The 21,336-nt window shown below is 61.7% G+C and carries 18 protein-coding genes; 10 read left to right on the plus strand and 8 right to left on the minus strand.

What is annotated here, in order from left to right; genetic code table 11:
* Positions 1–11: 11 nt before the first annotated feature.
* Positions 12–1,178 (minus strand): glycoside hydrolase family 88/105 protein, encoded by a 1,167-nt coding sequence (locus tag LGH74_RS21780; protein ID WP_226179725.1) that lies wholly within the window; start codon positions 1,176–1,178, stop codon positions 12–14.
* 199 nt (positions 1,179–1,377) lie between these two features.
* On the opposite strand from LGH74_RS21780, the gene LGH74_RS21785 reads away from it, so the two are divergent.
* Together LGH74_RS21785 and mgrA are read left to right on the plus strand one after the other, a co-directional pair.
* Positions 1,378–2,142, plus strand: coding sequence for a rhamnogalacturonan acetylesterase (locus LGH74_RS21785; RefSeq protein WP_226179727.1), 765 nt, complete (start codon positions 1,378–1,380; stop codon positions 2,140–2,142).
* Positions 2,143–2,206: 64 nt separating this feature from the next.
* Positions 2,207–3,199, plus strand: a complete 993-nt coding sequence (gene mgrA / locus LGH74_RS21790) for an L-glyceraldehyde 3-phosphate reductase (RefSeq protein WP_226179729.1) — start codon at positions 2,207–2,209, stop codon at positions 3,197–3,199.
* 203 nt (positions 3,200–3,402) lie between these two features.
* Here the strand turns inward: mgrA and LGH74_RS21795 are convergent, their stop codons facing one another.
* Entirely contained in the window at positions 3,403–4,620 is a 1,218-nt protein-coding gene (locus LGH74_RS21795; protein ID WP_226179731.1) for an acetate/propionate family kinase, read from the minus strand.
* A 128-nt stretch (positions 4,621–4,748) separates the two neighbouring features.
* Positions 4,749–6,842: a phosphate acetyltransferase gene (gene pta / locus LGH74_RS21800; RefSeq protein WP_226179733.1), complete on the minus strand. Its 2,094-nt coding sequence runs from the start codon at positions 6,840–6,842 to the stop codon at positions 4,749–4,751.
* Between the two features lie 256 nt (positions 6,843–7,098).
* Between pta and LGH74_RS21805 the strand changes: the two genes are divergently transcribed.
* A complete protein-coding gene (locus LGH74_RS21805; protein WP_226179735.1) occupies positions 7,099–7,434 on the plus strand; it encodes a YbaB/EbfC family nucleoid-associated protein in 336 nt (111 codons plus the stop codon).
* Complete coding sequence (locus tag LGH74_RS21810; protein WP_226179737.1) at positions 7,424–8,563, plus strand: glycosyltransferase family 2 protein; 1,140 nt, start codon at positions 7,424–7,426, stop codon at positions 8,561–8,563. The genes LGH74_RS21805 and LGH74_RS21810 overlap by 11 nt, the downstream gene beginning before the upstream one ends.
* A gap of 13 nt (positions 8,564–8,576) precedes the next feature.
* Here the strand turns inward: LGH74_RS21810 and LGH74_RS21815 are convergent, their stop codons facing one another.
* Entirely contained in the window at positions 8,577–8,795 is a 219-nt protein-coding gene (locus LGH74_RS21815; protein WP_226179739.1) for a PspC domain-containing protein, read from the minus strand.
* Positions 8,796–8,968: 173 nt separating this feature from the next.
* Between LGH74_RS21815 and LGH74_RS21820 the strand changes: the two genes are divergently transcribed.
* On the plus strand, positions 8,969–10,777 hold the full coding sequence (locus tag LGH74_RS21820) for a tetratricopeptide repeat protein (protein ID WP_226179741.1): 1,809 nt from the start codon (positions 8,969–8,971) through the stop codon (positions 10,775–10,777).
* Between the two features lie 476 nt (positions 10,778–11,253).
* On the plus strand, positions 11,254–12,237 hold the full coding sequence (locus LGH74_RS21825; RefSeq protein WP_226179743.1) for a pyruvate dehydrogenase complex E1 component subunit beta: 984 nt from the start codon (positions 11,254–11,256) through the stop codon (positions 12,235–12,237).
* A gap of 70 nt (positions 12,238–12,307) precedes the next feature.
* Here LGH74_RS21825 and LGH74_RS21830 read toward each other — a convergent pair whose 3' ends face one another.
* On the minus strand, positions 12,308–13,804 hold the full coding sequence (locus tag LGH74_RS21830; protein WP_226179745.1) for a hypothetical protein: 1,497 nt from the start codon (positions 13,802–13,804) through the stop codon (positions 12,308–12,310).
* A gap of 158 nt (positions 13,805–13,962) precedes the next feature.
* On the opposite strand from LGH74_RS21830, the gene LGH74_RS21835 reads away from it, so the two are divergent.
* Positions 13,963–14,502, plus strand: coding sequence for a DinB family protein (locus tag LGH74_RS21835; protein WP_226179747.1), 540 nt, complete (start codon positions 13,963–13,965; stop codon positions 14,500–14,502).
* A 211-nt stretch (positions 14,503–14,713) separates the two neighbouring features.
* Here the strand turns inward: LGH74_RS21835 and LGH74_RS21840 are convergent, their stop codons facing one another.
* Together LGH74_RS21840 and LGH74_RS21845 are read right to left on the minus strand one after the other, a co-directional pair.
* On the minus strand, positions 14,714–15,160 hold the full coding sequence (locus LGH74_RS21840) for an acyl-CoA thioesterase (protein WP_226179749.1): 447 nt from the start codon (positions 15,158–15,160) through the stop codon (positions 14,714–14,716).
* Positions 15,161–15,261: 101 nt separating this feature from the next.
* Positions 15,262–16,005, minus strand: coding sequence for a class I SAM-dependent methyltransferase (locus LGH74_RS21845; RefSeq protein WP_226179751.1), 744 nt, complete (start codon positions 16,003–16,005; stop codon positions 15,262–15,264).
* 184 nt (positions 16,006–16,189) lie between these two features.
* Here LGH74_RS21845 and LGH74_RS21850 point away from each other — a divergent pair, with 184 nt between their 5' ends.
* The 3 genes from LGH74_RS21850 to LGH74_RS21860 all read left to right on the plus strand — a co-directional run bounded on the left by LGH74_RS21850 (position 16,190) and on the right by LGH74_RS21860 (position 18,574).
* A complete protein-coding gene (locus LGH74_RS21850) occupies positions 16,190–16,582 on the plus strand; it encodes a hypothetical protein (RefSeq protein WP_226179753.1) in 393 nt (130 codons plus the stop codon).
* 402 nt (positions 16,583–16,984) lie between these two features.
* The gene (locus LGH74_RS21855; RefSeq protein WP_226179755.1) at positions 16,985–17,854 is read left to right on the plus strand and encodes a hypothetical protein; all 870 of its coding nucleotides are present in this window, start codon (positions 16,985–16,987) and stop codon (positions 17,852–17,854) included.
* Positions 17,855–17,932: 78 nt separating this feature from the next.
* Complete coding sequence (locus tag LGH74_RS21860; RefSeq protein ID WP_226179757.1) at positions 17,933–18,574, plus strand: YceI family protein; 642 nt, start codon at positions 17,933–17,935, stop codon at positions 18,572–18,574.
* 131 nt (positions 18,575–18,705) lie between these two features.
* Here LGH74_RS21860 and galB read toward each other — a convergent pair whose 3' ends face one another.
* The gene (galB, locus tag LGH74_RS21865) at positions 18,706–21,195 is read right to left on the minus strand and encodes a beta-galactosidase GalB (protein WP_226179759.1); all 2,490 of its coding nucleotides are present in this window, start codon (positions 21,193–21,195) and stop codon (positions 18,706–18,708) included.
* Positions 21,196–21,336: the final 141 nt, after the last annotated feature.

A 21,336-nucleotide genomic window follows, 5' to 3' on the forward strand; every position in this document is an offset into this window, starting at 1 on the left:
ACGAACGATTTTCACTTCAGCTTATACACTTCACTGCCGGCCAGCAGAAAGCAGCCGAGGCCGTAGTCTTCAAAATCGGGCTTGCTGGTAAAGCTCACGGGCTGGCCGTCTTTGGGCTCTTTGCCGGTGCCCTGCACGAAGCCCAGGAAGCCGTCCTTATGCACGCCGTCCTGCACCATGGCCTGCCAGGCTTTGGCCACGATAGGCTGATACTGCGCCTTGTCGAGCAGGCCCTGATTGAGGCCCCAGGCCATGCCGTACACAAACAGCGCCGTGCCCGACAGCTCTTTGCCGCCAAAGTGGGTGGCATCGTGCAGGCTCACGTTCCAGAAGCCGTCGGGGCGTTGTAGCGGCGGCAGGGCCTTCATCATGGCCAGGTACAGCTGCTCATATTCCGGGCGGTGCGGGGCGTTTTTGGGCATTACGTCCAACACGCGCACCAGAGCAGCCACCACCCAGCCATTGCCCCGGCTCCAGTAGCAGTCTTCGCCGTTGGGCTCCTTGTAAGGCGGCACAAAGTCTTTGTCGCGCCACCACAGCGCGTCCTGCGGGTTATACAGGCCGCTGCCGCCGTGTTGGGTTTTGGAGTAGTTGTAGATCTGGTACATCTTCTCGAAGTACCGATCGTCCTTGTACTCTACCCCGAGTTTGGCAAACACCGGCATGGCCATCTGCAGGGCATCAATCCAGTGCCAGTCGTCTACTTTGTCGCTCTGCACCATGTTGTCGATGCAGGCCTTGATGTCGCGGATCCGCTCGGGCTTGCGGTCAATCTGGTAGAGGTCAATGTAAGTCTGGCCGGCGCACTGGTTGTCGGCGTCACGGTCCGTTATGCCGTTGCGGATGCCCCACTGGTGCTTCTGGCCCCAGTCCACGGCGTAGTCGTAGTAGCGTGGTTGCTTATCGGTGGCATACAGCGCCATTAAGCCTTCGTAATACACGGCCCGCGTCCAGATATGACTGGGGCGGAGCTTGTTGGTCATAATATCCTGCCCCGGGTCGGGCCACTTGCGCATGAAGTAGTCGTTGGTCAGCGTCATGACTTTCAGCACCTCTTTCTTCCGGGGCAGCTTCTGGGCCAGCGCCGGCGCGGCAGTCAGCAGCAGCGCCAGGCTCCAGGCTCCGAGCGAGGCGGCCAAGCGGTATACAGGGCAAGAAAAGCGGAGTGGATAGGTCATGGGGCGGGCAGGCTAGCAACTGGGGGCGAATATGCGCAAGAAAGAGGCTTGCCGGGGCCAAACTCTCCTGTACTCTTCGGTAACTACGGCGGGGCCAGCAGCCAGCACCGGGCCCTAGGAGAGTGCACGATAGTACGACCCGGCGTCCTGGCGTCCTTGTAGGCTACATTCGCGCTCCTGCCTACCCTCGCCGTTGCCCATGAAAAATCCGCTGCTCTCCCGTTCCGGCGCACTTTCCCTGCTGCTGGCCGGGGCCGTGCCACGCCGCCCCACGTTTTACCTTATCGGCGACTCCACGGTGCGCAACCCCCACGCGCCCCAAGTGGGCTGGGGTGCCGAGCTGCCCCTGTTTCTCGACTCCACCCGCCTGCGCATCGACAACCGCGCTATGGCCGGCCGCAGCACCCGCACGTTCGTCTCGGAGCAGCGCTGGCGCACCGTCGATTCGCTGCTGTGCCCCGGCGACTTTCTGCTCATGCAGTTCGGCCACAACGAAGGCGGCGCGCCCGACACTACCAAAGCCGGCCGGCGGGGCGTGCTGCGTGGCACCGGCGAGGAAATCCGGGCGCTGACCTGGCCCGACGGCCGCCACGAAACGGTGCACACCTACGGCCGGTATCTGCGCTGGTTTATCCACGAAGCCAAAGCCCGGGGCGCCACGCCCATCGTGGCCTCCATGATTCCGCGCAACCAGTGGCAGAATGGCAAGGTGAAGCGCGCCAGCCAGGATTTCGGGGACTGGGCAGCTGAAGTAGCCCGGCAGGAAGGCGTAGCTTTCATTGATTTGAACCAGTTTACGGCCAACAAATACGACCAACTCGGTCCCGATGCCGTAGCCCGCCTCTTCGCCGGCGACCATACCCACACCAACGAAGCCGGCGCCCTGATCAACGCTGCCTCGGTGGCGGAAGGCATCCGGGCCAATAGGCAGCTGGCGCTGCGCAAGTATTTGAAGAAGCAGTAAGGAGTTGTGGCGGCGGCCCGCCATCTTGCCAGCCGTTTGCCCCGCCTTTTTTACTTCCGAACCCATGCACTACCTACCCAGCCCGGCCCGCTACCACGACATGACCTACCGCCGCTGCGGCCACAGCGGCCTGAAACTGCCGGCACTGTCGCTAGGCCTCTGGCACAACTTCGGCGACGTTGATACACTGGCTACCGGCCGGGCCACCCTGCGCCGCGCCTTCGATGCGGGCGTCACCCACTTCGACCTGGCCAATAATTACGGTCCGCCGCCCGGCTCGGCCGAGCTGAATTTCGGCCGCGTGCTGCGCGAGGATTTCGGCTCTTACCGCGACGAGCTGATTATTTCCACCAAAGCCGGCTACCACATGTGGGAAGGCCCCTACGGCGAATGGGGCTCCAAAAAGTACCTGGTCAGCAGCCTCGACCAGAGCCTGCGGCGTCTGGGCCTGGAGTATGTCGACATCTTCTACCACCACCGCCCCGACCCCGACACGCCCCTGCTCGAAACCATGACGGCCCTCGACCTGCTCGTGCGCCAGGGCAAAGCTTTGTACGTGGGCCTGAGCAACTACCAGCCCGCCGAGGCCCGCGAAGCTTTCCGCATTCTGCGCGAGCTGGGCACGCCCTGCCTCATTCACCAGCCCAAATACTCGATGCTGGAGCGGTGGGTGGAAGACGGCCTGCTTGACCTCTTGGGCGAAGAAGGCGTGGGCTGCATTCCCTTTTCGCCCCTGGCCCAGGGCCTGCTCACCGACAAGTACCTGCACGGCATTCCCGCCGATTCGCGCGTGGCCAAAGGCGTCGGGTTCCTCACCGAAACCCAGCTCACGCCCGAGCGTCTGGAGCAGGTACGCCGCCTGAACGAGCTGGCCCAGAACCGCCACCAAAGTCTGGCCCAAATGGCCTTGGCCTGGCTGCTGAAAGACGCCCGCGTTACCTCCGTCCTCATCGGGGCCAGCCGTCCCGAGCAGCTCACCGACTCGCTCCAGTGCCTGCAGAACCTAGCCTTCAGCGCCGACGAGCTAGCGGCCATTGAGCAGATTCTGCAAGGCTAAGACCGACCCGCTCCGGCATTTTCGCTCCTCTGGCTCTCCTGTAACTCAACAAAAAGCTCCCGCACCAGGGCCCGGCGCGGGAGCTTTTTTAGTAGCGTAACTGATAACCAAGTCAGCGGCGCGCCAGCTGTTGCCGGGCTACGCTAACCGCTTTTTGCTGCCAGGGCTGGTTGAGTTTCCGGCCAGCTTTTCCCGGCTACAGTTTATTGCTGGTCAGCCAGGAGCTCAGCGCACTGCCGGGCTATTTCCAGCTCTTCATTGGTGGGAATAACCAGGATACGAGCCCGCGAATCGTCGGTGCTGATGTCGCGCAGGCCGGGGGCGCGCTGCTGGTTGCGGGCCTCATCCAGCGCCAGGCCGAAGAACTCCATATCCTGGCATACCCGGCTGCGCACCAGCGCGTCGTTTTCGCCCACGCCGGCCGTAAACACAATGGCCTCCAGCCCGCCCAGCACCGCCGCGTAGGCCCCAATATACTGCCGGATGCGGTAGGCATACAGCCGGTAGGCCAGTTCGGCACGGGCGTCGCCGTCGTTGAGGGCCCGGGTAATGTCGCGCATGTCGCTGAAGCCACTGAGGCCTAGCATCCCGCTTTCCTTGTTGAGTAGCGCACTCACCTGCTCGGCCGAGTAGCCCAGCGGCCCGAGCAAATGCAGCAGCACCGAGGGGTCTAAGTCGCCGGAGCGGGTGCCCATCACCAGGCCGGCCAGGGGCCCGAAGCCCATGGTGGTATCCAGGGCGCGGCGGCCGCGCACGGCCGCCATGCTGCAGCCGTTGCCGAGGTGAATAGTAATCAGGCGGGCATCGGGGTTGTGCAAGTGAGCGGCTGCCTGGGCGGCTACGTATTGGTGACTGGTACCGTGAAAGCCGTATTTGCGGATGCGGTGCTCGGTGTAGAGCGCCTCGGGCAGGGCGTAGCGAAAGGCGTGTTCGGGCAACGTCTGGTGAAAAGCCGTGTCGAATACGGCCACTTGCCGGGCCTGCGGAAACAGCCGCTCGGCCACGTCGATGCCCAGCGCGTTGGCCGGGTTGTGCAGCGGTGCCAGGGCAAACAGCCGCCGGATTTCCGCTTTTACCTCATCAGTAATGAGCGTGGTAGCGGCAAACGCCTCACCGCCGTGCACCACCCGGTGCCCCACCACCGCTATTTCCGCCGGGTCCTGAATGACGCGCCCCTCCCCTTCGGTTAGCAACCGTACCACTTCGCGCAGGCCCGCCTCGTGGTCGGGCAAGGATAGCGTGAGGTGTTTGCCGGTAGGCGGGGCGTCGGGGTGGGCGGTGTCAAATACCTTGTGGGTGATGCTGCCCTGCTCCTGCCCGATGCGCTCCACCAAGCCGCTGCTCACCGGCTGCTCACTGGGCCAGCGGAAAAGTTGGTACTTGATGGACGAACTGCCAGAGTTGACGACGAATATATTCATGCAGGAAGTTTAAACAATACGAAAAGTACAGCCTATGCTACCGGGCAGCGCGAAACGAATGGCGTGCCGATGGTATTGAAAAAAGGGCTATACCGCACCCAGCTTGAGCATTCAGCGAAAAAACCAACCTACCCCTGCTGGCTCTGAATAGCGGTAATAACCACCGTATTGAACACGTCGTCCACAGTGCAGCCGCGGCTGAGGTCATTTACCGGCTTGTTGAGGCCCTGTAGTACCGGGCCGATAGCCAGGGCGCCGGTTTCGCGCTGCACGGCCTTGTAAGTGTTGTTGCCCGTGTTCAGATCGGGGAAAATCAGGACGCTAGCCTGGCCGGCTACTTCCGAGTCGGGCAGCTTCTGGCGGCCTACCAGCGGGTCTACGGCGGCATCGTATTGGATGGGACCTTCCACCTTCAGATCGGGCCGCTTTTGGCGTACCAACTCGGTGGCCTGGCGCACCTTGTCCACGTCGGCACCGGCGCCGGAAGTACCCGAGGAGTAGGATAGCATGGCTATACGGGGCTCAATACCGAAGGCCAGGCTGCTTTCGGCCGAGGAAATGGCAATTTCCGCCAGCTGCTCGGCCGTCGGGTTGGGGTTCACGGCGCAGTCGCCAAACACGGCCACCCGGTCGGGTAGGCACATGAAAAACACCGACGATACCACCGACACGCCGGGCTTGGTTTTGATGAACTGCAAAGCGGGCCGAATGGTGTGCTGGGTAGTATGCACCGCCCCGCTCACCATGCCGTCGGCGTGGCCTTTCCACACCATCATCGAGCCGAAGTACGACACGTCGCGCAGCAGGTCGCGAGCCATGTCTTCGTTCACGCCCTTGTCCCGGCGCAGCTCATAGAAAGTCTGCACATAGTCGGCGTAGTATTCCGAATTGACCGGGTCGATGATGCGCACGTGGCCGGCGGGGAAGTTCAGGCCCAGGCGCTTGACGGAGGCCAGCACCTCTTCGGGTTTGCCCAGAATAGTTAGGTCCACAATGTCCTGGTGCAAAAGCAGAGCCGCCGCCCGCAAGATCCGGTCGTCGTTGCCCTCGGGCAGCACGATGTGGCGCCTCTCCCGCTTGGCCCACTGCAGCAGCCGGTACTGAAACATGTGGGGCGTAATGCCTTCCGATTGGAAGCTGATGAGCTTTTCTTCCAGGGCCCGCACCTCCACGTACCGCTCGAAGGTGCTGATGGCCAGCTGAATCTTCTTGGGGTTGTCGGGGCTGATGCGGGAGCGAATGGCTCCCACCCGGGTCGAGGTTTCGAACGTGCCGGTGGGCACGGCCAGAATGGGCACCACGTTGGGCAAGCCTTCCAGCAGCCGGATGATGGGCGCGTCGGGCTCGGAGCCGGCCGTCAGCACGATGCCCGCCACCCGCGGGTAGCTGGCCGACTGGTTGGCCTGCAAGGCGCAGATAATAATGTCGCCCCGGTCGCCGGGCGTCACAATTAGCACGTTGTCTTTGAGGTAATTCAGAAAGTTAGGCACCTGCATGGCCCCAATGACATAATTATCGACCTGGTTGCCCAGCCCGGCTTCGCCGAAGAGCAACTTGCCGCTTAGTCCTTCCTGAATTTCGCGCATGGTGGGATGCAGTAAGTCAGGGTTTTCGGGAATCACGCTGAGCAGCACTTCCGGGGGCAGCTGGGCGCGCAGCAGCTCGCGCACGTCATCGGCCTGGGCAGGCGGCACGCGGTTGGCCACCACCAGCAGTACCGGCACTTCTCGGGCCTCGAAGCTGCGTAGCAGCGTCAGCACCGCACTCACGGTTTGGGCGGTGCTCTTATCAGCCCCCGACACGACCAGAATAACCGGTACACCCAGGTTTTTGGCAATGGACACGTTGGCATCAAATTCGAAAGCGGCGCCCTGGCCCACAAAGTCGCTGCCCTCCACCACCGTGAAGTCGTAGTGGTCTTCCCACTGCTTGAAGCGGTGAATAACCTGGTCGATAAGCTCGCCCTGGGCATCGGCTTCCATCAGGCGCAGGGCCTCGGGGCGAGTGAAGGCATAGGTATCGGCATACTCCACCGGCAGCCGAAAGTGGCTCAGTACCGTGTCGATGTGCGGGTCGCGCTGCTGAGCGGGGTCGTAGTCGATGATGGGCTTGAAGTAGCCCACCTTGCGGGCCTGGCCCAGCAGCATGTTTACCAGGCCCAGCGAAACCAGGGACTTGCCACTGTAGGGCTCGGCGGCAGCAATAAAAACGGCTTTGGTCATAGCTTGTACTAACGGGACAACGGGCGCGGGTGTTGGCGGCGCACCGGCTATGCCGGTAGCCAAACATAAGATAGCGCGACCAGAAACGGGTTACTGAACCCACAATGAGGCCCGTATTGGCCGCAGCCGGCCTTACTGCGTATGTTTGCCGTAACTTGCCGCCGTAATTGGGCCGGGCACTACCGGCTGGCTCAGCTACGGCCGATATATTTTCCAAACCTGCGTTTCCAGCGAATACGCACAGATTCTCGACACTATGTTTGACATGATGGGCATGATGGGTAAGGTCAAAGAGCTTCAGGAGAAGATGAAGCAGGCCCAAACCGAGCTGCAATACCTGACCGTGACGGCTGAATCGGGCGGCGGGCTAGTGAAAGCCACTGCCAATGGCCACCGCCAGCTGCTGAAGCTCGACATCGACGAGTCGCTGCTCACGCCCCAGGACCGCGACATGCTGGCCGACCTCGTGGTGGCCGCCGTGAACAAAGCCCTGACCGAAGTGGGCGAAAAGGCCAAGGAAGACCTGAAAAGCAAAACTAGCGGCCTGCTGCCCAACCTGCCTGGCCTCGACCTGAGCAGCTTTGGAATCTAGTACGGCCACAGCCCCCGGCGCCTGCGCCGATGTGGCCGTGGTGATTCTGAACTGGAACGGACAGCAATTCCTGCAGCAGTTTCTGCCCGCTGTGCTGGCCCACTCCGACGGGGCTCGCATCATCGTGGCCGACAATGCCAGCTCCGACGACTCGCTGGCCCTGCTGCGCCGGGAGTTTCCGACGGTGGAAATCATCCAGAACCCTGATAATCTGGGCTTTTGTGAGGGCTACAATCTGGCTTTGCAGCAGGTGCAGGCCAAGTACTACATGCTGCTCAACTCCGACGTGGAGGTGACGCCCGGCTGGCTGCTTCCGTTGCGCGAGCTACTGGAAACCCATGCCCAGATTGCTGCCTGTCAGCCCAAAATCCGGCAGTACAGCCCGGATGCGGCCCAGCGGGAGCTATTTGAGTATGCCGGGGCCGGGGGAGGCTACCTCGACCGGCTGGGCTACCCCTTCTGCCGGGGCCGCCTCTTCGACACGCTCGAAACCGACCTGGGCCAGTACGACGACCCGCGCCCGGTGGCCTGGGCTACCGGGGCCTGCATGCTGGTGCGCGCCGCTTCCTGGCACCGCATGGGTGGCCTGGAGCCGGCTTTTTTTGCCCATATGGAGGAAATCGACCTGTGCTGGCGGCTCTGGAACGTGGGCCAAGAAGTGTGGTACCACGGAAGCAGCACAGTGTATCATGTGGGTGGCGGCACGTTGCACAAGTCGAACCCGCGCAAAACCTACCTCAACTTCCGCAACGGGCTGGCGCTGGTCTATAAGAACGTGGCCGAAGCAGAGCTGTCGGGGGTGCTGGTTACGCGGCTGCTGCTCGACTGGGTGGCGGCACTTCGCTTCTTGGTACAAGGCAATACCGGCGACACGAAAGCCATTCTGCGCGCCCACCGCGACTTTTTCCGCAAAAGACGCTACTGGAAACAGCGGCGCCAGGAAAACCCGCAAAAGCTCCGCACCAATCAGCGGCCCGGCGTGTACCAGGGCAGCCTAGTGTGGGCCTATTTCGCCAACGAAATCCGCGCCTTCTCGCAGCTCGACCCACAAGAGTTTGGCCCGGCACCAGGCACACAAAAACCGGCTGACTCCGCAAGCCAACCGGTACCTAGCCCACTAAATCACTAAATCACCGTTTCACCTACAAGTCCCAGACGGTGCTGCGCTGCCGGCGCATGGCCCGGCGCACGTTCATCCAGAAAGCCAGGGCAAAGTAGAGCACAATGGGCGAGCCAAACGTGAAGAACGACGCGTACACGAAGGAGAGCCGCACGCTGCTGCTGGAGAAGCCCAAACGGTTCCCCAAAGCATTGCAGACGCCGAAGCTCTGCTGTTCGATGAAGTCAGTTAGTTTTTTCATAGCTCCTCATTTTTAACCGATTGGCCCGGTTACCGCTCCTCAAAATAACAAGAAAACCACCGGATGGCAAGCTCAGCATCTACAATTGAGCACAATTTCCGACCCTCACCCGCAGTTTTTACGTTTGTAGGCCAGAAAATTCCGTCCTACTGCCGCTGCCCAACTTATTGCCTATGAGAGTTTATGTGCGCCTGTTTTCCTCCGTGTGGATTCTGCTGGTCGCGGCCGTGTTGCCAGGGTGTACGCTTCCTCGGATGCTAAAGGTTGCGCAAGAGGGCCAACAAGTTACGGTGCAGCCCTCCGTGCTGGAAAGTAACGGTGAAAATGTACTCTTGGAAGTAACGGCCCGCGTGCCGGCGGCCCACCTCAAAAAGGGCAACGCCTACAACCTAGCCCTGAGCTACCGCTACGACAACGGCCTGCGCGAAGACACCGTGGGCCGCCTCACCTTCGTGTCGGGCGAGTATACCTACGACACCGATAACAAGGACCAACTGGTCATTACCCGGCAGTTTTCCTTTCCCTACTCGCCCCGCAAAAGTCCCGGCGAGCTGCTGGCCCTGCCCGATGCCCACCAGCTCAAACCCAATGGCAAGCGCGTGAAGGGCACCGAAATTCGCCTGGCCCGCGGCATCGTCACGACGGGGCGCCTGGTGGTGCGCCAGGATACGGCCATTGGTCTGCTGCCCGAAACGGCCGACAATAACATGAGCGGCACCCGCGTGCTGCCCTTCTTTTTTGACCAAGGCAGCAGTGCCATCCGCAATTACCTGGGCACCAACGTGCAGGCCCTGGAAGATTTTATCGAAGCCAACCAGCACACCAAGAAGGTGATGATTGCCGCCGGCCATTCGCCCGACTCGCTCGACTCGCGCGATGCCCGCCTGGCCGATAAGCGCGTGCAGGGCCTGCTGCGCTACTACAAAAAGCGCGTCGACAACGACTCCTACCTCAATAAGGTGGGCGACATCAAGTTTGAAACTGTGGCCTACCACCGGCGCTGGGACCTGTTTCTGAACAAAGTGCAGAACTCGGCCCTCAAGCCCGCCCAGATCGACTCGGTAGTGCTGCTCATCAACGACTCCAAGGGCTCGTTTGCCCAGAAGGAACGGCAGCTGCGGGCCCTCTCCTTCTACGATTACCTCGACCAGTACATCTACCCCGTAATGCGCTTCGGCACGGTGGCCGTGGAGTACACCGCTCCCAAGCGCTACGATTCGGAAATCTATTTGCTCTCCAAAAAGATTGTGGAGAAGGAAATGGAAGCCGATGCCCTTACCCCCGAAGAGCTGCGCTACTCGGCCACGCTCACCCCGCTGCTGGCCGAAAAGCAGCGCATCTACGAAACCTCGGTGGCCACCACCGGCCGCTGGGAAGCCTACCACAACCTGGCCGTGGTGCTCTTGCTGCGTTCCGAAAAGGAAGTCAGTGACAAAGTGCGCCGGGCCTACCTGCGCCGGGCCGCTACCAACTTCACCCTGGCCGCTCACCGCAACCCCACCGCCGATTTGTTCTACCGCGTGGCCACCGCCTACCACCGCGCCGGCGACCGGCTCGAAGCCCTCCAGAACTACGACTACGCCATCAAGCTGGGCGGCCCACGGCCTATTCTGGAAAAGGTATTTGCCGACAAGGCCGCGTTGGAAATCGAAGTCGGGCAGCTCGATGATGCCCTGGCCAGCATCAGCTACAGCGGCAAGACCTACCAGAACACCATGAACCGCGGCCTGATTTACCTGCTGAAAAGCAACTACGATGGCGCGGCCAACATCTACCAGGAAGCTCTGACCATTAAGCCCAACGACCCGTTGGCCTACTACTGCCTGGCCATCGTAGCGGCCCGGGCCAAAGACGAAGCCCAGGTGGGCCAGTACCTGCGCCGCGCCGTGCAGCTCGACCGCACCTATGCCCAGCGCGCCGTCGAAGACCTGGAGTTCCGCGACTACGCCAGCAGCAAGATGTTTCTGGAAGTATTGCGGTAAGCTCGTAGCGCACCTTGTGGCTCCTGCGCCGCCGCGCAGAAGCACAGCAGCAGTGGGAATGATGACAGAGACGGTGTGAAGCACCTGCTAAGGACCGTTAACGCCCTTCTAAGCGGTGTGAATCATGTTCCATGTGGCGTGAACAATCTTCGAAGGCCCGAGGATGATCTTCTGAGCGGTGTGAACAGTCTCCGAAGCAGCGTGAATCATCTTCGAAGCGGTGTGAACGAACTACTAAGCGGCGTGAACGATGTAGAGACCCATACTTGCGTCTCAATCGTTGAACGATGGTTGTATGAACGGCACGGACGACGAGACGCAAGTATGCGTCTCTACATCGTTTTGAATTCTCAGAATGAGCTCAGGGCCATTGATACGAAAACAGGCTTGCCCGTCCCGGCTTGTCGTTGTAGCTTTACGGGCCGGAAAATTTCCGGCATTTTGTTTCTGACGTTTCGAATTTCTGTCATCTGATTATGCGGACCATCCAATTCCGGGAAGCCCTGCGCGAGGCCATGTCTGAAGAAATGCGGCGCGACCCGCGCGTGTTTCTGATGGGCGAAGAAGTAGCTGAGTACAACGGCGCCTACAAAGTAAGCCAGGGCATGCTCGACGAGTTTGGCGCTGAGCGGGTGATTGACACCCCGATTGCCGAGCTGGGCTTTGCCGGTATCGGCGTGGGCGCGGCCATCAACGGCCTGCTGCCCATCATCGAGTTCATGACCTTCAACTTCTCGCTGGTGGCCATCGACCAGGTCATCAACTCAGCCGCCAAGATCTACTCCATGTCGGGCGGGCAGTACTCCTGCCCCATCGTGTTTCGCGGCCCTACCGGCAACGCCGGTATGCTCTCCTCGCAGCACTCCCAGAACTTTGAGAACTGGTTTGCCAACACGCCCGGCCTGAAAGTAGTGGTTCCTTCGACTCCCTACGATGCCAAGGGCCTGCTGAAAAGCGCCATCCGCGACCCGGATCCGGTGATTTTCATGGAGTCGGAGCTGATGTACGGCGACAAAGGCGAAGTGCCCGAGGAAGAATACCTGCTCGAAATCGGCAAAGCCAACATCGTGCGCCCCGGCAAGCACGTAACGCTGGTGAGCTTCGGCAAAATGATGAAAATTGCCCTGGCTGCTGCCGATGAGCTGGCCAAGGAAGGCATCGAAGCCGAGGTAATCGACCTGCGCTCGGTGCGCCCGATTGACTTCGACACGCTGATTGAATCGGTGAAGAAAACCAACCGTATGGTGGTCGTGGAAGAAGCCTGGCCCCTGGCTAGCATCAGCTCGGAGCTGGCCTACACCGTGCAGCGCCGCGCCTTCGATTTCCTCGATGCCCCCGTGGTGCGCGTGACCTGCATGGACGTGCCCCTGCCCTACGCCCCCACCCTGATTGAGGCCTCGCTGCCCAACGTGGCCCGCACCATCCAGGCCGTGAAAGAAGTAACCTACCAGAAGGCCTAGTTTCGGCCCGCCTGCTTTATAGAAAAAGCCCTGATTGCCCCGCGGCAGTCAGGGCTTTTTTAGTGCCGGTTTAGCGCTGCGCTTTGGTGCCACCCAGCGGGGCCAGCACGGTTACGTCGTGGGTTAGCTGGGCCTGCGTTTGGGCGGAAAGCCGAAAGCAGAGCAGCAGAAACAGCCCGTAGCCCGCCGCCAGCAACCCGGCTTTGGCCCACGACCAGCGCGGCTGGGCCAGCTGCCACTGCGCCCCGCCGAAGCAGGTTACCGCGTAGAGCAGCAGGTGCAGCGGCAGCAGAAACCGGCATTCTACGGCAATGGGCAACGAAGCCAGGCACGGCAACCCCAGCGCCAGCACCACGAGTGCAACCCGCCACGCTCCCGACTGCCGCCAATGCCTAAAGGCGGCACCAAGCATAGCCAAAGCGCCAAACCAGACCGAATAGTGCAGCCCCATCAGTAGGTTGGACCGCTGCGGCACGGCGCGCACAAACGGCGTGGGATACTGCACATCGAGCCCGTTGAACAAATGGCGGCCGTAGAGCGTGGCAAAGGCTAGCGGCTCGCCCAGCACCGTGGCGGCGTAGGCGCCGTAGCCGGAAAAGTGCCGGCTGCCCAGGCGCTGGAGCAAAGCCTGCCCGGCCGGGTCGGGATAGAGCATACGCGGGGCCGGAAAAGCAGGGTCGAGGCTGGTTTCGTACTTCTGAATGACTACGCCCCAACCCAGCTGCGTCAGATACAGATTGGCCGTGGGCAGGCGGGTATCCCGGGAAAGCACCAGGGGCGTCCAGATGCCGTGGTGCCGGCCGTTCATGAGCAGCTGCGGGCCACTTAGCAACGTACCACCGACCACCATGCCCGTCAGCACTAGGAGGCGCTGACGATAAGCAGCACTTACCAAAGCCAGCAATGCTACCGCCGGGACGGCCAGCAGGTAGATCGGTCGAATGTTGCTGGCGGCCATCAGGCAGGCCCCGGTCAGTATGGCCCGCAGCAGGCCGGGGCGCTGCAAACTCAGGCGCAAAGCCAGCAGCAGCATGGCCAGGGCCGGGAAATCGGACAGCACGAAGTTGAAATAGTCGCGCCAGAACAGGAAGCCCAGCGCGGCAAAAGCCACGCGCGGCGGCCAGCCCAGCCGGTGGCGGGGAAACAGCGTGAGCCAGAGGGCCGGCGCCAGCCAGCCAAACAGCAATGCCGCCCAGCCCGCGCCCATCAGGCGGGTAAGCAGTAGCGGCTCGGCGCCGGTAAAGTGGGCTATGGCCTTGGCCGGCAGGTTGAGCAAAGGCAGCAGATAGCCGCGCAAGGTATCGTCGTAGGCTAGTAGGCTAAAGTGGCCGGCGTGGAAGAACCGCTCGGTCAGGGTCCAGTAGCCGAGGGCATCATATACCATTTCCGAGTAGCCGGAAAAGGGCAGATACAGGCAGTAGAGAAGGAAAACTCCGCCACTTACCCAGGCCGCTAAAGCAGCTGACGGCAACTCGGCTTGGCTATTAGCCGAGTTAGTTGGCGGCCCGTTCATCGGACCGCCCGCCGCAACTGTCTGGCCAGTTGGCGCGGGGATATCAACGGGCAAAGAAGCAACAGCAGCGGGTGAGACATAGGCGTGAGCAGCAAAGACAGGCGAGCAGAAAACGAAGCAAACGGCCACAACAGGCCCGGCACACGGTCCGGGGCTGCGGATTTTACGTACCTTTTGCCCAAAGCTACTACCTTCTCCCCGCCCCCACCCGCATGAATCATCGTCTGCATCTTCGCTTCGAGCAACTCGAACAAGCCACCACCCGCCTCTTCGACCTGACGCAGGCCCTTGGCGAGCAGGCACACCAGTCGCCGGGGCCGGGGCAGTGGTCGGCGGCGCAGGTAGTGCAGCACCTGCTAGTGGCCGAAACCGGCATTGGGCAGTACATCGACAAGAAGATTCAGCAGGAAGAGGGGCTGCGCAAAACCAGCCTGCTGACGGCTATTCGCTCCCGGGTGCTGCGGCTGGCACTACGGCTGCCGTTTCTGCGCTTCAAGGCCCCGAAGTACCTGGCGGCCCTCACCCCGGAAACCGTGCCGCCCGTAGCCGAGCTGCGCACCGAGTGGGACCGGGTGCGGCGGCAGCTGGAGCGTACCCTCAACGAGTTTCCCTCCCAGCTGCTAAACCGCGACATTTTCAAGCACCCGCGCTCCGGCATGCTCAACATCTACCAGACTCTGGACTTCATGCTCGACCACGTCTTGCACCACCAGCGGCAGCTGGAGCGAATTGCGAAGGTGGTGAAGAAATGAGATAGTAAAATAGTGAGTTGACGTTCTGTCCTTGCGAGGCGTAGCCGAAACAATCCGTCATCTGCTCGTAACAAATGCCCTGTTACCAGAAAGCCCTTTATCGAACCAACGATAAAGGGCTTTTCAGTTTAGAACGCTCAGCACATTTTAGAGGACGGATTGCTTCGTCCTGTGTCCTCGCAAGGACACGAGCTACATTCTAATGCTCGGCTTACTTCGAGCTTCGCTCGATATCGGCGTAACTCTCGTGGCGGTCGAGCTGGCGCATGGCGGCGGCCATTTCGATGGGTGGCACCGTGAGCTTGCGCAGGCGCAGGTCCAGCCAGGCGCCATCGACGGAAACCGTAGCGGCGGGGCGGCCGTCGGCTTTGTAGATGGTGTGGACGATGCGCCAGCGGCTGCCGTCGGCGCTCAGGCCGCTGAGCTCGGCGGTTACCTTGATGGACTCGCTCAGGCTGATTTCCTTGAGGAAGCGGGTGTCTTCGCGGAAGAGAATGGGGCCGATGCCCAGCTCGGCAAAGCGCTGCATCGGGAAGCCCTGCTCGGCCAGGAATTCGAGGCGCAGCTGGGCGGCATAATCGGTGTAGGCCGAATGACGCATATGCACGTTGGGGTCCATATCGGCCCAGCGGGCGGTGTAGGTTTTGGCGTATTCCATGAAAGGCGGTTTTGGGTGGCTAAACCGTGGAGCCAGGGCGAAGGTTAAAGAGGCCGACCCGACTTTCGGGCGGCACAGGGCAGTTTTTGGGTGGAGTGGCTTTAGTTGTTGCCGATATTCTGCTGCTTGAGCGTGAGGCGGACCAGGTACTGCTGCTGGTCGTCTTCGCCCAGAAACTCAACTTCGTAGCCCGCTTCCTCGGCGTAGTCCTGCAGCAGGCCGGCGTCGGCAAAAAGCCATTCGAAGGCCGCGCCTTTTTCCTCGCCGTAGGTCATGAAGTACTCTACCTCGCCGTAGTACGGGCCGTTGAGGTTGATGACCAGTGCGCCGTCTTCGTCCTCGTAGAGGTAGCTGATGTCGGATGAAGTGGCCAGAATCTGGCCGCCGGGGGCCAGCAGCTGCTTAGCATACTGCAGGTAGCGCTGCAGCCCGTCGAGGGTACCCACCAGGCCCAGGCCGTTCATGAGCATCAGAATCGTGTCGTAATGCTCGCCGGCAGGCAGCGCAAACAGGTCGTGGCAGGCAGCTTCCTGCACCCCGCGCGCGCCCATCACCTGCACCGCGCCCGGCGAGGCATCAATGGCCTTCACTTGGAAGCCCCGACTTTGCAGCTCCAGGCTGTGGCAGCCGGCTCCCGCGCCGGCATCCAGCACCCGGCCACGGCATTCTTCGAGGGCGGTGCGCTCCAGCTCGGGCATTTCCCAGAGAGTGCGAAAAAAGTAGCTGGCCGGCAGCGGCTCTTCTTCCGCCACGTTGCTGTGAACGGTGAGGGCAGCTTGCTTGGTGCCATGCAAAAAAGCCAGCAGCGCGTGGCCAACCGGGTCGGAAGCGGAGGTTCGGGACATAAGGCAAAGGTAAGAGGAGTTGGCAGAGGGTACGGAAGCAGCGGGGCCGGAAGTTGCCCTGCGGCTGCTGGCAGCCCGGTAAGCGGGCAGTAAAGCAGGGCTTTTCGCCGCCTACTGTATCCTTCTGCCGGGTATCTGCGTTGTTTCCAGCAACCCTTACTCCTCTTTTGCCCTCTTTTCTGCAATGGCCAGCAACCTCGATTACCTCGACCCGACCCTGATTCCGCTCGAAGAAAAAGTAAAAGCCTATCTGGAGGCCGAAGAAGACCTGCGCAAGGCTACCGTCGAAGCGAAGTCGTTGCCCAACGCGGCGGCCAGTGAGGCCCAGGCCAGTGCCGCCTTCGACCACCGCCCCGCCACCGGCAGCTTCGACCAGCACGCCGACGAAGTGGAGCAGCGCCTGCAGAACCTGCACGACGACCTGACGCTGCTGCGCCGCGAAATCATCGATATGCTGCCTTCACGCAACGAATTCGTGAAAGTAAACCTGGGCTACGGTCCCAGCCGCGTGGGCGCCTTTGCTGTGGCCCACCCCGACGGCGCCGAGCCGCACTACGAGTTGCGCATCGTGCATTAGCCTTCCCTGATAACTACCGCCAAAGCAGCCCCGGCATTCCCGGGGCTGCTTTTGTTTTGGGCCCTAGTGCGCCGCCCAAGCTGGCAGCGACGGTAATTCTGCCAGAAAGCTCCCAGCCCAGGCAACCATTTTTGCCGCCGCGCCGAGTTGTGAGCATAGGCAGCCAGGGCAGCGGTTGGGTAGCTCCCAGCACCGGCCCAGCAGCCTGCACCAACTCACCTGATAAGGGCAGCTCCGCGGGTATTGCGGCGCCCCTTGCCGGCTGCTGATCCTGCTCGCGACGGGACCCGCAGCGCCGGGCCAGATGATGAGGCTCTACTGCCCCAGCCGGGCCCAGCCGGGGGAGCGTAGCCGCGCTACCGGCCACAACTCCTTTTTCTGTCATTTTTTTTCCGTGCAATCATGCCTGGACAGACTTTCTGTGCCCTACCCCGCCGCGTGCTGCGGCTCGGTGCCCTTGCCCTTTTTATCGGCTCCCTGCTGAGCACCACGGCCTGCTCCGACTCCTCGGGCGACGCGGCCACCCCCACGCCCACGCCTACCGTGCGCCTCGACAACGATGCCAAGCTGGGCCCGCACCTGGTTGATGCCCAGGGCAACAGCATCTACTACTTCTCCCGCGACCTGTCGGGGGCCAACACCTGCACCGGCGGCTGCGCTACCCTGTGGCCCATTTTCTACGAGCCCAATCTGGTAACTGGCGAAGGGCTGCAGGCAACGGACTTCACCACAATTACGACCACCGACGGACGGCAGCAAACGGCCTACAAAGGCTGGCCCATGTACTATTACGCCCCCCTGAACGCGGCCGGCCAGAACGTGCGCGAAAAGCCGGGCGAGGTAACGGGCGAGAGTATCGGTGGCGTCTGGTTTGTGATGAAGCCGAACTATGCGCTGCTGGTAGCCCGCACCACCGTCACCAACAAGGCCACCAACCAAAGCGTACTGAAAAGCTTTCTGATTGACAGTCAGGGCCGCACGCTCTACACCTTCGGCCTCGACCAAACCCAGCCCACCACGCAAAGCACCAATTGCAGCGGCGGCTGCATCACCACTTGGCCGGTTTACTTGGAAACGGGCCGCACGCTGCCTTCCCTGCTGAAGAGCAGCGACTTTGGGGTGATTACGCGGCCCGACGGGCCCAACAACGCCCCCCGCCAGCAGACGACCTACAAAGGCATGCCCCTCTACTACTACACCCCCGACGGAGCCACCCGCAACAGGGCCGAAGGCGACGGAATCGGGAACCTGTGGACCGTGGCCGCCCCCTAGAGCCAGCAGCTGCCCGGTTCCTGCTGCACCACGGGCCGGGTGAAACAAAGCCTTTCATTCTACCCTAACTATTGCGCTATGCTCACCAAAAGTACGCTTTGCATTCTTGGAGTATTGCTCGGGCCGGGGCTCACGGCTTATGCTCAGGCTCCTGAGGGCCAGCTGAATGCCACCACGGCCGCCACTGCCACATCTGCCTCGGCCCGGCCCCTTCCGGCGGCATTTCAGCTCCGATACGGCACTAATTACGGGCAAATCAGCTTTTTCTCGTCGACGCCCATCGAGGATATTGAGTCGCAGAACCAGCAGGTGGCCGCCGTGGTGGATATGGTGAGCGGCAAAGTGGCATTTTCGGCTCCGATGAAGGGTTTCCATTTCAAGCGCCACCTCATGGAAGAGCATTTCCACGAGAACTACGCCGAATCGGAGAAATACCCCAAGGCCACGTTCAGCGGCACATTGCTGGCCTTGCCGGCTGGGGCCAAGCTCAAAAAAGCACCCCAGCCGGTAGAAGTGCAGGGCGTGCTGATGCTGCACGGCGTGAAGCGTAAAATCAAGGTGCCGGGCACGCTGGAAATTCGCGACGACCAGCTGCTGCTCACGGCCAACTTCGCCCTGGCTCCCGCCGACTACGACATCGAAATTCCGTCTCTGGTTCGCGACAATATCGCCAAGTCCGTAGACGTGAAAGTGCTGATGACCTGTACTCTGCTGCCCTAACCTGGGCGAATAAAAAAACGTCATGCTGAGTTTGTCGAAGCATCTCTACTACAATGGTAAAATCATTTACTACTGCGGTAGAGATGCTTCGGCAAGCTCAGCATGACGTGCTTTTACAACTCCCGAAAGACCTAGCGGGGCTTGGCCGCCGATTCGGACTTGAGCTGCACGGTGGCTTCCTTCAGACCTTTGCCCGTTGCCTTGAGCTGCACGGGGCCGGCTTTGTCGGTGGTTTGCACCAGGGCCACTAGCATACCCTGGAAGGCCTTCATGTGGGGCTCGTGAAACAGCTGCAGGTTCGTCGCGTCGCCGTTGGCCACGGCCCGGAACCGGCCCGCGCCGCTTACCGCAAACTCCAGCTCGTTGCCGGCATCCGGGCAGAGGTTGCCCTGGGCATCTTCCACCCGGGCCGTCACGAAAGCCAAGTCCTGGCCGTCGGCGGTGAGTTTGGTGCGGTCGGCGGTAAGCTTGATGTGGTGCGGTTTGCCGGCCGTTTTGATTTCCTCGGTGGCCACGGCTTTGCCCTGGGCATCGTAGGCTACTACTTTGATGCTGCCGGGCGCGTACTTCACCTCGTTCCACATCAGGCGGTAGCGGGCCTGCAGGTTGGTGCCGGTGGTGGCTTTGCGCTGGCGGCCCTGGCTTTTGCCGTTCACGAACAGCTCAGCTTCGGGGTAGCTGGTGTAGCAAAACACGGGCGTAGTCTGGCCTTCCCGGCCGGGCCACGTCCAGTGGGGCAGCAGATGCAGTGTAGGCGCGGCCGTGTTCCAGCGTGAGCGGTAGAGGTAGAACCGGTCTTTGGGAATGCCGGCCAAGTCCATAATACCGAAGTAGGAGCTGTGCGAGGGCCACTTCTCGTCGTAGGGCGTAGGCTCGCCCAGGTAGTCGAAGCCGGTCCATACAAACTCGCCCATCGTGTAGGACAAGTCGTCCTGGGCCGCAAATTCCTCGTCGGGCGTCTGGGACCAGTTGCAGTACTCCACGTCGTAGGACGACGACTGGTTGTCGGGATACTTTTTGTCTTTGCCCTTTTCCACCGGAAACTTGTACACGCCCCGGGAGCTGACCGTGGAAGCCGTTTCGGAACCCATCAGCATGCCCTGGGGCAGCTTGGCGTGGGCTTCGGGGTAGCGGTGGGGTTTGTAGTTGAAGCCCGGCACGTCGAGCAGGGCCGCAAAGCCGTTGCCCACGGCCGCGTCGAACTGGTCCATGCCGGCCGTAACGGGGCGCGTGGGGTCTTCGCGGTGCACGATATCCTGGAGCTGCTTGGCAATGGCCACGCCGCCCGGCGCCCACTGGTCGGGCACCTCGTTGCCGATGCTCCACAGCACCACCGACGGATGGTTCCGGTCGCGGTGCACCATGTTTACCAGGTCCTTCTCGGCCCACTGGTCGAAATACTGGCTGTAGCCGTTCTTGACTTTGGCCTTTTTCCACTCGTCAAATGATTCGACAATCACCATGAAGCCCATTTCGTCGCAGAGCTGCACCAGCTCGGGCGCGGGCATGTTGTGGGTGGTCCGGATGGCATCGGCGCCCAAGTCCTTGAGCAACGTGAGCTGCCGGCGCAGAGCGGCCGTGTTTACCGCCGCGCCCAACGGGCCCAGGTCGTGGTGGTTGCACACGCCCCGGAACTTGCGCGGCTGCCCGTTCAGGGAAAAGCCTTTGCCCGACTCAAACTTAAAGGAGCGAATACCGAACGGGGTGGTGTACTCATCCTTGAGCACGTCGCCGGCAAATAATTTAGACGAAGCCGAGTACAGCACCGGCGTTTCCGGCGACCAGAGCCGAGGCTTGGGCACGGTGAGATTTTGCTCAAACTCCTGGGCGCCGGCCGGCAGCGGCGTGCTGGCTTTGGCTATTACTTTGCCCGCCGCGTCGCGGATTTCGGTTTCGAGCCGCAGCCCGGCCGCTTTGCCGCCCGGCATTTCTACCTTGGTTTTCAGCTTTACCGTGGCCGCGCTGGCACTGATTTCGGGCGTGGTCAGGTAAGTGCCCCACACCGGAATGTGCACGTCGTCGGTGACGAGCAGGTGCACGTTGCGGTAGAGACCGGCCCCGGGGTACCAGCGCGAGGCTTCCGGCTGATTTTCGAGGCGTACGGCCAGCGTATTGGGGCCGCTGGCTTGCAGAAACGGGGTAATATCGAAGTGGAACGTGTTGTAGCCATAGGGCCAGCGGCCCACTTCCTTGCCGTTGATGAACACGTGCGCGTCGCTCATGGCCCCGTCGAAGACCAGCACGGCACGCTTGCCCGGCCCGAAGCCGGGCACCGCCAGCGGCCGGCGGTACCAGCCCGTGCCGATGAAGGGCAGCCCACCGGTACGACCGGCTTTGGTGGTAGCCTGGGCCTCGTTGTTTTGCTCAATCTTAACCTTTTGCAGGTCGTTGGTGCTGCTGAACGGGCCGTAGATGGCCCAGTCGTGCGGGATGCTCACGGTTTGCCACTTGGCATCCTGAAAGTCGGGCTGGGCCGCGCCGGGCACGTCGCCTTTGGCAAATTTCCAGTCGTTGGTGAGCAGATATTCGCGGCGGGCCTGGGCGGCGGCGGGCAGCTGGGCCAGCAGCAAAGCTCCGGCGGCCAGGCCGCGCAGGGTGTATCGAACAATGGATTGTGTCATGCGAATGGCAATGGAAGTAGGCGGCCGAAACCGGAAAAAGCAGCTTGGCCCGGCAAGTTGCACCCGCATTGGTTAAGCGGCAACACAAATCCGGGTGGGTACCAGCGAAGTGCCCCTGGCGCAAGCAGCGCCATACAAACC

Source organism: Hymenobacter lucidus, assembly GCF_020447265.1.
Taxonomy (GTDB): domain Bacteria; phylum Bacteroidota; class Bacteroidia; order Cytophagales; family Hymenobacteraceae; genus Hymenobacter; species Hymenobacter lucidus.

Excerpts from the sequence above, each read along its gene's own strand:
- LGH74_RS21780 (WP_226179725.1), bottom strand. The coding sequence starts at position 1,178 with ATGACCTATCCACTCCGCTTTTCTTGCCCTGTATACCGCTTGGCCGCC.
- LGH74_RS21785 (WP_226179727.1), top strand. The coding sequence starts at position 1,378 with ATGAAAAATCCGCTGCTCTCCCGTTCCGGCGCACTTTCCCTGCTGCTG.
- mgrA (WP_226179729.1), top strand. The coding sequence starts at position 2,207 with ATGCACTACCTACCCAGCCCGGCCCGCTACCACGACATGACCTACCGC.
- LGH74_RS21795 (WP_226179731.1), bottom strand. The coding sequence starts at position 4,620 with ATGAATATATTCGTCGTCAACTCTGGCAGTTCGTCCATCAAGTACCAA.
- pta (WP_226179733.1), bottom strand. The coding sequence starts at position 6,842 with ATGACCAAAGCCGTTTTTATTGCTGCCGCCGAGCCCTACAGTGGCAAG.
- LGH74_RS21805 (WP_226179735.1), top strand. The coding sequence starts at position 7,099 with ATGTTTGACATGATGGGCATGATGGGTAAGGTCAAAGAGCTTCAGGAG.
- LGH74_RS21815 (WP_226179739.1), bottom strand. The coding sequence starts at position 8,795 with ATGAAAAAACTAACTGACTTCATCGAACAGCAGAGCTTCGGCGTCTGC.
- LGH74_RS21820 (WP_226179741.1), top strand. The coding sequence starts at position 8,969 with ATGAGAGTTTATGTGCGCCTGTTTTCCTCCGTGTGGATTCTGCTGGTC.
- LGH74_RS21825 (WP_226179743.1), top strand. The coding sequence starts at position 11,254 with ATGCGGACCATCCAATTCCGGGAAGCCCTGCGCGAGGCCATGTCTGAA.
- LGH74_RS21835 (WP_226179747.1), top strand. The coding sequence starts at position 13,963 with ATGAATCATCGTCTGCATCTTCGCTTCGAGCAACTCGAACAAGCCACC.
- LGH74_RS21840 (WP_226179749.1), bottom strand. The coding sequence starts at position 15,160 with ATGGAATACGCCAAAACCTACACCGCCCGCTGGGCCGATATGGACCCC.
- LGH74_RS21845 (WP_226179751.1), bottom strand. The coding sequence starts at position 16,005 with ATGTCCCGAACCTCCGCTTCCGACCCGGTTGGCCACGCGCTGCTGGCT.
- LGH74_RS21850 (WP_226179753.1), top strand. The coding sequence starts at position 16,190 with ATGGCCAGCAACCTCGATTACCTCGACCCGACCCTGATTCCGCTCGAA.
- LGH74_RS21855 (WP_226179755.1), top strand. The coding sequence starts at position 16,985 with ATGCCTGGACAGACTTTCTGTGCCCTACCCCGCCGCGTGCTGCGGCTC.
- LGH74_RS21860 (WP_226179757.1), top strand. The coding sequence starts at position 17,933 with ATGCTCACCAAAAGTACGCTTTGCATTCTTGGAGTATTGCTCGGGCCG.
- galB (WP_226179759.1), bottom strand. The coding sequence starts at position 21,195 with ATGACACAATCCATTGTTCGATACACCCTGCGCGGCCTGGCCGCCGGA.